At 66.5% G+C, this 13,039-nt stretch carries 11 protein-coding genes and 2 tRNA genes; 7 read left to right on the top strand and 6 right to left on the bottom strand.

Annotated elements, in window-relative coordinates; all coding sequences use genetic code 11:
- Window positions 1-46 precede the first annotated feature (46 nt).
- Window positions 47-122 (top strand) — tRNA-Asn (locus ACR4XW_RS00220).
- Between the two features lie 217 nt (window positions 123-339).
- On the opposite strand, the gene ACR4XW_RS00215 is transcribed toward ACR4XW_RS00220, so the two are convergent.
- On the bottom strand, window positions 340-1,806 hold the full coding sequence (locus ACR4XW_RS00215) for an apolipoprotein N-acyltransferase (RefSeq protein ID WP_434758499.1): 1,467 nt from the start codon (window positions 1,804-1,806) through the stop codon (window positions 340-342).
- A gap of 102 nt (window positions 1,807-1,908) precedes the next feature.
- Entirely contained in the window at window positions 1,909-3,033 is a 1,125-nt protein-coding gene (locus ACR4XW_RS00210; protein WP_434758498.1) for an Rv3169 family protein, read from the bottom strand.
- 169 nt (window positions 3,034-3,202) lie between these two features.
- On the opposite strand from ACR4XW_RS00210, the gene ACR4XW_RS00205 reads away from it, so the two are divergent.
- On the top strand, window positions 3,203-4,822 hold the full coding sequence (locus ACR4XW_RS00205) for an ABC transporter substrate-binding protein (RefSeq protein ID WP_434758497.1): 1,620 nt from the start codon (window positions 3,203-3,205) through the stop codon (window positions 4,820-4,822).
- 126 nt (window positions 4,823-4,948) lie between these two features.
- Window positions 4,949-6,562, top strand: a complete 1,614-nt coding sequence (locus ACR4XW_RS00200; protein WP_434758496.1) for an ABC transporter substrate-binding protein — start codon at window positions 4,949-4,951, stop codon at window positions 6,560-6,562.
- Between the two features lie 32 nt (window positions 6,563-6,594).
- Here ACR4XW_RS00200 and ACR4XW_RS00195 read toward each other — a convergent pair whose 3' ends face one another.
- Both ACR4XW_RS00195 and ACR4XW_RS00190 read right to left on the bottom strand, forming a co-directional pair.
- Entirely contained in the window at window positions 6,595-7,107 is a 513-nt protein-coding gene (locus ACR4XW_RS00195; RefSeq protein WP_434758495.1) for a hypothetical protein, read from the bottom strand.
- The gene (locus tag ACR4XW_RS00190) at window positions 7,094-8,512 is read right to left on the bottom strand and encodes an alpha,alpha-trehalose-phosphate synthase (UDP-forming) (protein WP_434758494.1); all 1,419 of its coding nucleotides are present in this window, start codon (window positions 8,510-8,512) and stop codon (window positions 7,094-7,096) included. The genes ACR4XW_RS00195 and ACR4XW_RS00190 overlap by 14 nt, the downstream gene beginning before the upstream one ends.
- A 62-nt stretch (window positions 8,513-8,574) precedes the next feature.
- On the opposite strand from ACR4XW_RS00190, the gene otsB reads away from it, so the two are divergent.
- The gene (otsB, locus tag ACR4XW_RS00185; RefSeq protein ID WP_434758493.1) at window positions 8,575-9,387 is read left to right on the top strand and encodes a trehalose-phosphatase; all 813 of its coding nucleotides are present in this window, start codon (window positions 8,575-8,577) and stop codon (window positions 9,385-9,387) included.
- Here the strand turns inward: otsB and ACR4XW_RS00180 are convergent.
- On the bottom strand, window positions 9,384-10,322 hold the full coding sequence (locus ACR4XW_RS00180) for an NADP-dependent oxidoreductase (protein ID WP_434758492.1): 939 nt from the start codon (window positions 10,320-10,322) through the stop codon (window positions 9,384-9,386). The genes otsB and ACR4XW_RS00180 overlap by 4 nt on opposite strands.
- Window positions 10,323-10,364: 42 nt before the next feature.
- On the opposite strand from ACR4XW_RS00180, the gene ACR4XW_RS00175 reads away from it, so the two are divergent.
- The 3 genes from ACR4XW_RS00175 (at window position 10,365) to ACR4XW_RS00165 (ending at window position 11,688) form a co-directional block, all read left to right on the top strand.
- Window positions 10,365-10,438 (top strand) — tRNA-Ile (locus ACR4XW_RS00175).
- 111 nt (window positions 10,439-10,549) lie between these two features.
- The gene (locus tag ACR4XW_RS00170; RefSeq protein ID WP_434758491.1) at window positions 10,550-11,143 is read left to right on the top strand and encodes a TetR/AcrR family transcriptional regulator; all 594 of its coding nucleotides are present in this window, start codon (window positions 10,550-10,552) and stop codon (window positions 11,141-11,143) included.
- 137 nt (window positions 11,144-11,280) lie between these two features.
- Window positions 11,281-11,688 carry a hypothetical protein gene (locus ACR4XW_RS00165; protein WP_434758490.1) on the top strand — a complete coding sequence of 136 codons (408 nt, stop codon included), beginning with the start codon at window positions 11,281-11,283 and terminating at the stop codon, window positions 11,686-11,688.
- Between the two features lie 78 nt (window positions 11,689-11,766).
- On the opposite strand, the gene ACR4XW_RS00160 is transcribed toward ACR4XW_RS00165, so the two are convergent.
- Window positions 11,767-13,032 (bottom strand): sulfotransferase family protein, encoded by a 1,266-nt coding sequence (locus ACR4XW_RS00160; RefSeq protein ID WP_434758489.1) that lies wholly within the window; start codon window positions 13,030-13,032, stop codon window positions 11,767-11,769.
- Between the last annotated feature and the right edge of the window lie 7 nt (window positions 13,033-13,039).

The following is a 13,039-nucleotide window of genomic DNA, read 5'->3' as shown; positions in this document are numbered from 1 at the left end:
GCAGTTCGGTGCGGTTGCGCTACAGTTACTGGTCGCAGCACAGCGATCCCCTGTAGCTCAATTGGCAGAGCATTCGACTGTTAATCGAAGGGTTACTGGTTCGAGTCCAGTCGGGGGAGCCACGAAAACAGGCCTCTGACTACGGGCAACACCGACGGTCAGAGGCCTTTAGCTTTGCCCGGGCATCACGTGGGCGAGCGCTCACGGCCCGGCATGAGCAGACCGATGGATGAAAACGCACCCGGAAACCGATTTCTGGGAGACGAACGCAAGGGATTCCCGGTTCTGGGGTGCGTTTTCATCCATGCAGCTTCGGTAGCGAGGCAAGAGGAATCGGCGCTACTGATCCGTCCGGCGGCCGAAGGCGGCATAGCCGATGACGCCGATCGCGAAGAGCAACGAGGCCCAGCCGAAGCCGTCGCCGATGTGGCTGTAGAGGGTGGTCGCCCGGGGCGTGTTCGGGATGTGTGCTGCAAGAACCTGGTGTGGCGTGCCGGACGGAGCTTCGGCCAAGACCCGGCCCCGCGAGTCACTCACCGTGAGCCGGCCGTTGCGGGCACTGCGCACCACGGTCGTGCCGTTCTCGACCCCGCGCAGCATCGCGATGCGGGAGTGGAACCAGGCGTCGGCGTCGAAGTCCCAGGCCGGTACCAGCATCACCGCTGCGTCGTAGCCGCGGATGGTGCCCGGAAAGTCCATGTCCTTGCAGATCGCGACCCCGGCCTCCATCCCGTCCAAACGGGTGGTCAGGTTGGTCGAGCCTCGGTCGAAGTGGGATTCGAACCCGGGAATCATGTGCCGCTTGTCGTAGTGGATCGCGTCGGCGCCGGGGGAGATCAGGTAGGCCCGGTTGTGGTCCTCGATGCCGAGTTCGGTGATACCCACCACCAGATGCACGCCGTATTGCTCGGCCAACTCCTCGGCACGGGACAGGAACACCTGAGCGTCCTCGCTCGAGACCTGGAACAGCTTCTCGGGCAGCACGATGATCTGTGGTTCGGTTTCGGTGGCCTCGGTGATCGCCGACTCGTAGCCCGCCCAGACCCGGCGCCAGTCGTCGGGGGTGTTGTCGAACTCATCGCCGGCGATCAGCGCCACCGGGACGCCGTCGACAGGTACCTGGCCGGCCAACCGCCAGGCCCCGAAGCCGAGCGCGAGAACCAACACCAACCCTGGTGCGATCACTCCGCGCCGGGTCCGCTGTCGATGCGCCAGCAGCGAGGCGACCGCACTGGCGAAGAGCATCGGCAGGAACACCACCCCCGCGGTGCCGCCCAGAGCGGCCACCTGGATCACCGGCAGCGCGTCCATTTGGCTGTAGGCCGGTGACCCGGCCGAACCGTGCGGCGAAGCGATGGTCATCAGGACATCGAAACCGGCCAGGAAGGCGGGCACCACGAACATCGCCAACACCACCGGCAGCCGGGTGATGGCCAACCGGGCGACCAACGCCACGATCGCCCACTGGGCCGCGCGCAGCGCCGAGATCGACAGCGCATCGATCGGCCCGCTCAACCCGATCAGATACGGCAGCAAGGACACCGACGCGACCGCTCCGGTGATCGCGCCCAAGCCGGCAGCCGTACGCCACCGCACGGATGCGACCACCGCAAGTAGCGGAATCGGCGCCAGCCAGGTCGCACCCCACCAGGGAGTCAGCCCATAGGCCCAGGCGAGCAACAAGCCTGAGACCACCGCGGCAACAATCGGCAACCACGTCGGCAGGGTGCGGAACCGGGAGTCACCCGGGTCTCCCACTGCCTGCCGGGTCGTCGACTCGGGGACGGTGCGGGACTCGTCGGCCACCTCAGCTCCTCATCCGGTGAACTGGATGACAAGCTACCCAACCCGGAGCCCATCCTCGGCCCACCACGAAACCGTGGAGGGCGAAGGCGGCTGCGAGCGGGCCTACCCCCGCCAACCGTCGTACATGCCGCTCAGACCGGACGGTTCGTGATCACCGATCACCAACTGCTCCAGGAGCCCGACCCCCTCGCGGTCACCCCAGGTGACCCGACAGACGGTTTGGACGTGCACGTTCTCGTATCGTTCCCGGTCGACCTCGGTCAGCACATGGGTTTCGCGGCCCACCTGCAGGTCGCCGTGCGCCCGGCCGTGCAACCAGTGCGGGTGACCGTAACCAATGCCCATCTGTAGAAAGGTCGCCACCGGGGTGAACTCCATCCGCTGTGGCCCATCGGCACTGTCGAAGGTGATCGTGGCGGCCTCGATCTCGCGGGTACCGGGACGCCACCGCAGGTCGTGCACCACATTGCGCACCGGCTGCGGGGCCGGCACCGACGTACCCCAGGTGGGGGAGGAGGCCGGGTCGTCCAACAGCGGCACCAACACCGCCTGCTCCAACCACCGGAAGCCGTTCGAGAGTTCGAAGGCGGCCAGGTGGGTGCAGACATCGTCGAAATGCAGCGGCGCCCACAGCCAGAACACTTGCGGGGTGCGCGCCGGCAGATTTGTCGGCGTCCTGTCGCCGAGCGGCCGCACGCCCCAGGAGCGGTCGCGCACCCCCACCACCCGGTCGTCCGAGACCTCGAGGGTGTGCTCACCGACGCTGATCCGGCCCGACCAACGGCCCCACTGCGCCATTCGGGTGTAATCCATCGTCAACACGCCCTCGCGGCTGCTGGTCTGCCGGGGTTCGGCCAGAGCAGCCGTCCTGGCCCGGAAGGTCAGCTCGGCCTCGATCCCGGACTCGGCGTCGTCGATCAGCAGCCGCACCACCCGCAGGGGTTCGTCGATCTGCACCGTGATCGGGCCGAGGGACGTACTGCGGTCGCGCGGCAGCCGTCCGGAGGCGAACACGCAATGCTGCACCCCGTCGATCACCACCGAGAAGGCCGCGTCCATCACATTGCGGTTCGGATACAGCCCCATCGCCGCCGCGAACAGCACCGTGCCGGAGGCGTCGTGGCCACCGAAATAGAACCGGTCGTAGAAGTTCGGGTCGCTGGTGCCAGGTTCGGTCACCGGGGCCGGGGTCTGGTGAATCGGAAAATCATCGAAGGGCGTGATCATCGAGTACTCCGCGCTTGCCGTTGGGTTTCGCCAGACTAGGGCTCCCGGCCCGGTGCCCGGCAGCAACGATCCCGATCAGGGGTAAACCTTTTCGACATCGTGGGCAAGCGGATGTTGCTGAGTGGAAAGACTGGTTGTGCCGCGATAGGCGACGCTTCACACTGCCGGTGTGTTTCAGAAACCATTTTCCGCCGCACTGGCGATGAAAGCGACCGCCGGGCTGCTCGGCCTGGCCCTGGCGCTCAGCGGCTGCGCCCGCCCCGACACCGACCCCGACAAGCCGGGCACGGACAACCAGAGCGAATCGATGTTCCGCAACGGGATGATCGGCGAGCAGGATGCTCCCGGTGAGCCCACCGAGGGCGGCACCCTGAGCTTCGCCGCCTACTCCGAGGCCCGCAGCCTCGACCCGGCCAAGACGATCAACACCGGCTCGACCGGGGGTACCGAGATGGCTGCGGTCTACGACGTGCTGTTGCGCCACAACGAGGAGACCCTCGAGTACGAGCCCTGGTTGGCCGAGTCCTTCGAGACCACCGATGACAAGACCTATGTGCTGAAGCTGCGCGAGGGCGTGACCTTCAGCGACGGCACCCCGCTGAATGCCGAAGCGGTGGTGTGGAGCATCAACCGCTACATCACCAACAAGGGCGGCCAGACCGCGGTGTGGATGTTGGCGGTCGAGAAGTTCGAGGCCACCGGCGACCTGGAAGTCACCTTCACCCTGACCCGTCCCTGGACCGGCTTCGGCTACCTGCTGGCAACCGCGCCGGGCATGATCGTGGCCAAGTCTTCCGATGGCGCCGGCGAGGAGTTCACGCCGACCGGCGCCGGCCCGTTCACCCTGGAGAGGTACGCCCCGGGGGAGGAACTGGTGCTCAAGCGCCGCGACGACTACTGGAAGGGCACACCGCACTTGGAGAAGCTGCGGTTCTTCAGCATCACCAGCCCCACCGGCCGCTACGAGACGATGACCAGCGGTCAGTCCGACATCGCTTATCTGCGCGAACCCCACGTGGTGGTTGACGCCCTGAAGGCCGGGTACCCCGGATTCATGGAGGTCTCCAGCCTCGGGCGGCTGGTGCTGGTGAACCACCGCGAAGGGTCCAACACCGCCGACGTGCGGATTCGCCAGGCGATGTCGATGGCCCTGGATCCGCAGTTGATCGCCGATCGGGAGTTCGAGGGCGAAGGCATGCCGACCCTGGCGATGTTCCCGAAGGAATCGGAGTGGGCGCTCGACACCGAGCCGCTGCCGCACGACCCCGAGCAGGCCAAGAAGCTGGTCGAGGAGGCCAAGGCCGACGGACACCCCGGCACCGTGCGCTTCCTCGGTATCGCCAATGCCGGTGAGGCGCAAGGGTTGGCGCTGAAAGCGCAGTGGGAGGCCGTGGGTCTGGAGGTCAAGATCGAGAACGCCCCGTCGGTCAGCGACCTGGTGCAGACGATGTATGTCAGCGGCGACTTCGACACCGTGACCTGGAGCTTCGGGGTGCCCGACGGGGGTGTGTTGCCCGAGATGTACGAGTCCTTCCACTCCAAGGGTGGTGGCCCCAACGCCTATGCCGACGAAGAGATGGACAAGCTGGTGATCGAGCTGATGGAAGCGCCCGACCACGACGCGCAGAAGGCGGTGCTGGAGAAGATCCAGAAGCGCTACAACGAAACCGTCCCGTCCATCTCATTGGGGGCCACCCCCGAGTACGTCGCCTGGCAGAAGAACGTGCACGGCGTGATGCCTTCGGTCGACTCGGTGGTGCTGCTCGGAGAGGCGTTCAAGGCCGAGTGAACACCTGACCCGCACCGGTGGGAGGAGCCCCGGCACGTCGGACGGGCTCACCCCATCGGTGCGGCACTCCCGCTGCTTGAGTCTTGCGCTTGACCATGGGGCATGACATGCGCGCACACTGCGCGCGTGAAAAGAACTCATTTCGCCGCGATGGCGATGAAACTGACCGCCGGATTCCTTGGGCTCGGCCTGGTGCTCAGCGGGTGCGCCCGTCCGGGTGAGGAAGCCCCCACCGAGGAGCCCGGCGGCAACACCGATTCGGTGTTCCGCAACGGGATGATCGGCGAGCAGGATGCTCCCGGTGAGCCGACCGAGGGTGGGCAACTGACCTTCGCCACCTACTCGGAGGCCCGCAGCCTCGATCCGGTCAAGACCATCAACACCGGGTCCAGCGGCGGCATCGAAATGGCCGCGGTCTACGACGTGTTGCTGCGCCACAACGACGAGACCCTCGAGTACGAGCCCTGGTTGGCCGAGTCCTTCGAGACCACCGATGACAAGACCTATGTGCTGAAGCTGCGCGAGGGCGTGACCTTCAGCGACGGCACCCCACTGGACGCCGAGGCCGTGGTGTGGAGCATCAACCGCTACGTCACCAACAAGGGTGGGCAAAGCGCGGTGTGGCAGGCCTCGGTCGCCTCCACCGAGGCAACCGGGCCGTTGGAGGTGACCTTCACCCTGCAACGTCCGTGGTCGGGCTTCGGCTACCTGCTGGCAACCGCACCGGGCATGATCGTGGCCAAATCCTCCGACCAGGGTGAGGACTTCACCCCGATCGGGGCCGGCCCGTTCACCTTGGAGAGGTTCGCCCCGCAGGAAGAACTGGTGCTCAAGCGCCGCGACGACTACTGGAAGGGCAAGCCGCACCTGGAATCCCTGCGGTTCTTCCACCTGACCGACGAGTCGGGCCGATACGACACCTTCAAGAACGGCCAGACGGACATGGCCTACCTGCGGGAGGCGAAGATTGTCACCGACGCCATCGAGAACGGGGCTGTCGGGTTCATGGAGGTCTCCAGCCTCGGCCGACTACTGCTGTTGAACCACCGCGAGGGCTCCAATACCGCCGACGTGCGGGTGCGCAAGGCGATCGCCCAGGCCATCGACCCGAACTTCTTCGGTGACCGGGTGGACGAGGGTAAGGGCATCCACACCACGGCGATGTTCCCCGAGATGTCTCAGTGGCATCTGGACACCGAGCCCCTGCCTCATGACCCGGACGCGGCTCGCAAGCTGCTCGAGGAGGCCAAGGCCGACGGGCACAGTGGTGTGGTGCGGTTCTCCGGGGTGGCCAAGACCAGCGAGAACGCCGCCCTGGCGCTGAAGGCGCAACTGGAAGCGGTCGGTTTCACCGTCGAGTTCAAGTACTCGCCCTCGATCAGCGACCTGGTGCAGGACATCTTCGTGAGCGGTGACTTCGACACCGCGATCTGGAGCTTCGGGGTGCCCGACGGTGGTGTGCTGCCCGAGATGTACGAGTCCTTCCACTCCGCGGGCGGCAACCCGGGCCAGTACTCCGACGAGGAGATGGACGCCCTGGTGCTGGAACTGCAGCAGGCCATCACGCCCGAGGATCAGAAGGCGGTGCTGGAGAAGATCCAGAAGCGCTACAACGAAACCGTCCCGGCGGTGTCCCTGGGCGCGGCAGGCGAGTTCGTCGCCTGGCAGGACAACGTGCACGGGGTGGTCACCTCGATCGACTCGGTGGTGCTGCTCGGGGAGGCCTTCAAGGCCGAGTAACGCCCCAGCACCCCGTTCCGTAGCCGGTGGGGTCAGCCTCGTTCGTACTCGTTGCGGAGTCGGGCGAGGATGACCTCACCGGTTTCGCGTGCCCCGGGGGTCTGCCAGGTCGTGCCGCGGCCGAGGGTGACGTGCCATTCGACCTCACCACCGGTCAGCGGACGCCGGGCGGCGATCACCAGGCCGTCGCCGGGGTCGCCCGGCACCTTCGCCGCGTGCTGCAGCACGATCGAGGCGTTGATCCGCTCCCGGAAGAACTCGGGGAAGTCGCCGGCGTCGTCGAGGGTGATTCGGCGGCGCGTGCGGTCGTAGGAGGTCCACCGCATCTGATCGGTTTCGCGATCCCAACTGCCGCGGGCGATCCGGTGCCATCCGATCTCTTCCCAACGGCCGGGGCCGCCGACCAGCATCCGATCGATCAGGCCGATCAGCCACACCTCGTCGCTGTCGAAGCCGTGCGCCCACGACAGCACCCGATCCGTGGTCGTGGTGCGGATCTGCGCGGCGACCTCCGTGGGGAGTTTGCGGCGGTCAAACAGCCCCATCGCGGGCCTTACCGACCTCGTCCAGATCGTTGAGGAAGGAACTGGCCCACCGGTCGATGTCGCGCTCGAAGACGGTCTTGCGCAGGGCTCGCATCCGGCGGGCCTTGTTGGAGCCGGCGTCGTGATGAGCCAACTCCATGGTGGCCTTCAGTCCGTTGATGTCGTACGGGTTCACCTGGTAGGCCTGTCGCATCTCCTTGGCCGCCCCGGCGAACTCGCTGAGCACCAGCGCGCCGTGGTTGCCGCTGCGGCAGGCGACGTACTCCTTGGCGACCAGGTTCATGCCGTCGCGCAGGGGAGTGACGACCATGACATCGGCCGCGGCGTACATCGCGGCCATCTCCTCGCGGGGGAAGGACGCGTGCAGGTAGGTGATCGGCGGATTGCCGATCGTGCCCAGGTCACCGTTGATCCGTCCGACCAACTGGTCGATCTCGTCGCGCAGCATCTTGTATTGGTCGACCCGTTCCCGTGACGGGGTGGCGACCTGCAGGAAGACCGCTTCCTCCGGGTCGATCCGGCCCTCGGCGACCAGCTCCCCGAAGGCTCGGAGGCGCTGTTTCAGGCCCTTGGTGTAGTCGAGGCGGTCGACACCGAGGAACAGCGTCTTGGGGTTGCCCAGGTCGGAGCGGATCTCCTTGGAACGCTCTTGGACATCGGGGCGGTGGGCCAGTTCGTGGAAGGCCTTCGCGTCGATCGAAATGGGGTAGGCCCGCGCGGTCGCCACGCGTCCGTTCGGCAGGGTCACCCGGTCGCCCTTGGTCTCCATCCGCAGTCGCTGGCGCACCAGACGGACGAAGTTCTGCGCTCCACCTGGCACCTGGAAACCGATCAGGTCCGCACCGAGCAGGCCCTTGATGATCTCGGAGCGCCACGGCAACTGGTGGAACAACTCCGTGGGCGGGAACGGGATGTGCAGGAAGAAGCCGATCTTCAGATCGGGCCGGGCCTCGCGCAAAAGCTGGGGTACGAGCTGCAATTGGTAGTCCTGCACCCACACCGTGGCACCGTCGTCGGCGACCGCAGCGGCCCGCTCGGCGAAGCGCCGGTTCACCGAGACGTAGGCGTCCCACCATTCCCGGTGGAATTCCGGCGGGGCGACCACGTCGTGGTACAGCGGCCACAGGGTCGCGTTGGAGAAGCCCTCGTAGTACTCGGCGACTTCCTGTTCCGACAGGGGCACCGGCACCAGGTGGATGCCGTCTTCGACGAAGGGTTCGAGTTCTTCGTCGGGGGCACCGTGCCAACCCACCCAGGCGCCCTCGTGTGCGCGCATGACCGGTTCGAGCGCGGTGACCAGTCCACCCGGGGAGGTTCGCCACGACACCGATCCGTCGGGTAGTTCGACCCGGTCGACAGGCAGACGATTGGCAACGACTACGAACGAAGCTTTATCTGTGCCCATGCCCTGACGATAGTCGATCGGGCTGGATTCGCCCGGGCAGGGTGACGTGGGAGACTGCTGTCATGACCGATGTGACCCCCGGTTCCGACGGCCTCTCGGCACTGGTTGCCGCCCCCGAGCGGGGACTGGTCGCGGTGGATTTCGACGGTACTTTGGCGCCGATCGTGCCCGATCCCGAACAGGCCGTGGTCGATCCGACGGCTCGGGCCGCGTTGGCCCGGATGGGCCGGTTGGTGGGCACGGTGGCGGTGATCACCGGTCGTCCCACCCGTACCGCTGTGCGGCTCGGCGGGTTCGAGGGGGTCGAGGGTCTGGAAGACCTCATCGTGTTGGGCCAGTACGGGGTGGAGCGCTGGGATGCGGCCACCGGCGAATACCTCGACCCGCCCATACCCCGCGAGGTCATCGAGGCCAAGGACGCCATGGCCGAGTTGATCGCTGACGAGGGCGTGATGCTGGAGGACAAGGGACGCGCCATCGCGCTGCATTTCCGCAATGCCGAACGTCCCCAGGACACGATGGACCGCTACCGGGATGCGGTGCGCCGGATCGCCGAGCAGCGCGGCCTGACCGTCGAGCCCGGCCGGCTGGTCTTCGAAGTGCGCGCCACCGGGATGGACAAGGGGCAGGCGCTGCGGGCACTGGTCGCCGAGCGGGAGGCCCGGGCGGTGATCTTCTGCGGTGACGACCTGGGGGATGTCGCGGCCTTCGCCGCTGTCGACGAACTTGCCGCCGAGGGTGTGCCCGGGGTGAAGGTGGCCGTGGTCAGCCAGGAACAGCAGGCGCTTGCTGCTCGCGCCGACGTGGTGGTCACCTCACCGGCAGATCTGGCCGGGTGGCTGGACGAAGTGGCCGAGAAACTGGCCCGACCCTAACGGCGCAGGTCCAGCACCAGCTTGCCGGGCGCATGCCCGGTCTCCAGGATCCGATGCGCCTCGGCCAGGTCTTCCATCGCGAACACCTGCGCCACCTTGGTCGACACCCGCCCGGCGGACAGGTCGCGGCCCACCCGGGCCAGCACCTCGGGGTCGGATTCCATGATCGCGATGTGGGCCTCGATACCGCGTTCCTCGGCGGGGGAGAGGTCGGCCAGGGACGGCACCGCGATGATCCGGCCGCCCTCGGCCACGTGGTCCAAGGACGGTTCGAAGGTGTCGAAGTAGACGAGGTCGATGACCACATCGGCCGGCTCACCCATCGCGGCGAAGACGTCACCGGCGGTGTAGTCGAGGTGCTCGGCCCCCAATTCGGTCAGCCTCTCCCGGTGCCTGGTGGAGGCACTGCCGAAGACCGTGGCCCCGGCCAGCACGCACCACTGGACGACCCATTGGCCCACCCCGCCACCGGCGCCGTGAATCAGCACCCGGTCACCGGACTGCACCCGGCCGTACGTGTGCACCGCCGTCCATGCGGTCAGGGCGGCCATCGGGGTGCCACCCAGGATGATCGGATCCACGTCCTCGGGCGCATGGGCGATCCGGTCGGCGGCGAAGACCGCGTACTCGGCGTGGCAGCCCTCCTTGGGGGCCATGCCCGGGTGACCGAACACCAGGTCGCCGACGGCGAAGTCGCTCACACCGGAACCCAGGGCGGTAATCCGACCCGCGCCCTCGCGTCCGGGAACGAAGGGGAAGTCGGTGAACCCCTCGAGCCACACCGACTTGCCCTGGCGCATCTTGTAGTCGACCGGGTTGATGCCGGAGGCGATCATTTCGACCAGCACCTCGCCGGGGCCCGGCTCGGGCACCGGGGCCTCGATCACCTGGAGTACTTCGGGGCCGCCGTATTCGAAGATCGCCACCTGCTTCATGTCCGACAGTCTAGGCACAGGCTCGCTAGACTGCCGATGCTCGGGGCATTAGCTCAGCCGGTCAGAGCAGGGGACTCATAATCCCTGGGTCGCGGGTTCGAGCCCCGCATGCCCCACCCCGCACGACCAACAACGTGTGACATCTTGTGCGTCAGTCGAACAAGAAGTCACACGTTGTTTTGCGTCCGGTCTTTACAGTGGCAACTTTACAGTGGATAGTTACTTCCATGGGCAAGTACCACCACGGAGATCTCCGGCGGGCAGTGCTCGATCGAGCACTGGAAGTTGTGGCCGAGAGCGGGCCCCGGGCACTGAGCCTGCGGGCCATCGCGGCCGACCTCGGTGTCAGCCACACCGCCCCGCGGCACCACTTCGGTTCCAACGCGGGCCTGCTGAGCGCGATCGCGGTCGAAGGATTCCGAATGCTGCGCGAGCGGCTCGTGGTGTTGCGCGAGGCCGGTGCGCCGCTGCTGGACCTCGGCGTCGCCTATGTCGAGTTCGCGACGGAGTATCCGGCGCACTTCGCGGTGATGTTCGAACCGACCCTCACCGACCCGGACGACCCCACCCTCGCCCAAGCCGCGGACGAGGCATTCGGTGAGCTTCGCGCGGGCGTGGCAGCCATGGCCCCGCACAGCGGCACCGAGGATGCGGCCGCCCTGGTCATAGCCGCCTGGTCGTTGATGCACGGTCTGGCCACCCTCGAACTGACCGGAAATCTGGCCCGTTCACAGATCCGGGGGCTGCTCGGACTGACCGACTTCTCCGAAATCGCACGTCGCGCCGGTGTGCTCCTGACCGGCGCGGAGGAAGACACGTAGCAACCCGAACCCACCCAACCCGATGATCGCGATCCGGATCGGCACAGGTCCGGCTCGTTCACCCTGCCCCGAGAATCTCGGCCGAGAACGACAAGGAATGTCATGAACAGAGCCCACCTCGACGAACGGAATCAGACATGAGCAACATCCACACCATCGTGGCCGGAGTGGTACTGCTGACGGTGATCAGTATCGCCTTCGGTGGCGGCTTCCTGCTGCGCGTGCTGAACCGCACCTTTGCGGCCAACGACCTGCAACGCGGCTACTTCCGCGCCGGCCACGCCCACGCCGGGGTGCTGGTGATCCTCGGTTTGGTGGTGATGTTGCTGCTTGCCCAGGCCGGGGTCGGTGGCATCCTCGCGACCCTGTCGCTGGGGGTACTGGCCTCGGCCATCCTGATGCCGGCCGGCTTCTTCCTCAGTGTGGTGGGCAACAGCCCGCACAAACCCAACAGCCTGCGCCACCTGATTCCCGCGGGCGGGATCGTGCTGGTTATCGGCGTCGGATCAGCCGGTATCGGGTTGATCCGCGCCGGAATCGGCTGACCCCCACAACCAACAACGTGTGACATCTTGTTCACCTGTCGAACAAGATGTCACACGTTGATTTGGGTCTGTGTTGGGTCAGACGATCTCGACCGGCACGTCGTGGGCGGCCATGTAGTCGGCGAAGTGTTCCCGGACGGCCTCGGGTTCGACCCCGAACTCACCACGCAGGTCGTAGCGCACTCGCCCGGCGCTGCCCTGGGTGTTGGAGTCGATATAGGCCTGGATCTCCTGGCGGGCCTCGTCGGTCACCTCCAGGTCGAGCTTCTTGTACACCTCGTTGATCGCGTACCAGTTGTCCTCGACGAACGGCTTGTAGTCGATGTCGACCACCTGGTTCTCGGCCAGGTGCCGATCCCGCACCCCGGCCTGCAGCAACCGGGAGCACACCCCGGTCCAGTAATCCAGGTGACGCTTCGGGTCGACCTCGGTCTGCCACATCGGGGCCATATAGGTGGCCATGCTGGCGTTCGACAACACCGCCCCGACCGGGTCGCGGTGGGTCTCGACCAGGATCGCGTCGGGGAAGACGTTCAACAGCGCCGGAATGTTCTCGATGTGGGCCGGGTACTTGGTGACCCACTGATCCCGCGGACGGAAGTAGGTCATGATCTGCAGGACCTTCTTCAGGTACTCGTAGTGCGGGGTCTGGTCGTGGGCCAGGTAGTAATCACGCCACTGCTCGGCATGCTGGTAGAGGTGCTCGGGGTAGTAGCCCGAGAAGTCCTGGGCGAAGATCTCGATGTCCTCCTCGATCCGGTACGGCTGCATCGGATGCCAGGCGGGCAGGATCGGGTTCGCGGCGACCGCCATCTGCCAGGAGACCTCGCCGTTCTTGTAACGCGGGTCGATGCCGTCGGGGCCGGCACCCTGACCGGGGTCGGGCACCGGCTGATCGAGTTCCCAGATCGGGGCGGCGCGGAAGCGGGAGTCGGCGGCGAGCAGGTTCACCAGATGTGAGGTGCCCGAGCGCGGCATGCCCATCACCATGACCGGCTTCTTGATCTCGATCTCCAACACCTCGGGGTGCTGCTCCAGGAAGTTGTAGACCCGGCGGCGATTGGCCAGGAACTTGGTGGACAGGGCGAACATCGACATCCGGGCCAGCGGGGTACGGCATTCCTCATTGGCCACGTCGATCCAGACCTGAAGGCGCTCGATGTAGTCGTCGGGGCCTTTCTCGTCCAGGCCGGTCGCCGCCTTGGCGGCCTCCTGGACGGCCTCCACGGTGTAGGGCACGGGATTCGCGTTGGCGTAGTCGACCATCTGCTGCTGGGCGGGGGTCAGTTCACGGTTGACCAGATTGGTCATGTAGATGTCTTGCGGTGCCTGGTTCTCGGTCATGGGAGAA

The sequence above is a fragment of the Pseudenemella bisphenolivorans genome (assembly GCF_051133435.1).
Taxonomy (GTDB): Bacteria; Actinomycetota; Actinomycetes; order Propionibacteriales; family Propionibacteriaceae; genus JAAYAO01.
Note: the sequence above shows the minus strand (reverse complement) of the source record. Positions and strands in the feature narration are given on the sequence as shown.

Bases quoted from the DNA above. Each gene is read 5' to 3' on its own strand.
- ACR4XW_RS00210 (WP_434758498.1), bottom strand. From the start codon at position 3,033: ATGATCACGCCCTTCGATGATTTTCCGATTCACCAGACCCCGGCCCCG.
- ACR4XW_RS00195 (WP_434758495.1), bottom strand. From the start codon at position 7,107: ATGGGGCTGTTTGACCGCCGCAAACTCCCCACGGAGGTCGCCGCGCAG.
- ACR4XW_RS00190 (WP_434758494.1), bottom strand. From the start codon at position 8,512: ATGGGCACAGATAAAGCTTCGTTCGTAGTCGTTGCCAATCGTCTGCCT.
- otsB (WP_434758493.1), top strand. From the start codon at position 8,575: ATGACCGATGTGACCCCCGGTTCCGACGGCCTCTCGGCACTGGTTGCC.
- ACR4XW_RS00180 (WP_434758492.1), bottom strand. From the start codon at position 10,322: ATGAAGCAGGTGGCGATCTTCGAATACGGCGGCCCCGAAGTACTCCAG.
- ACR4XW_RS00170 (WP_434758491.1), top strand. From the start codon at position 10,550: ATGGGCAAGTACCACCACGGAGATCTCCGGCGGGCAGTGCTCGATCGA.
- ACR4XW_RS00165 (WP_434758490.1), top strand. From the start codon at position 11,281: ATGAGCAACATCCACACCATCGTGGCCGGAGTGGTACTGCTGACGGTG.
- ACR4XW_RS00160 (WP_434758489.1), bottom strand. From the start codon at position 13,032: ATGACCGAGAACCAGGCACCGCAAGACATCTACATGACCAATCTGGTC.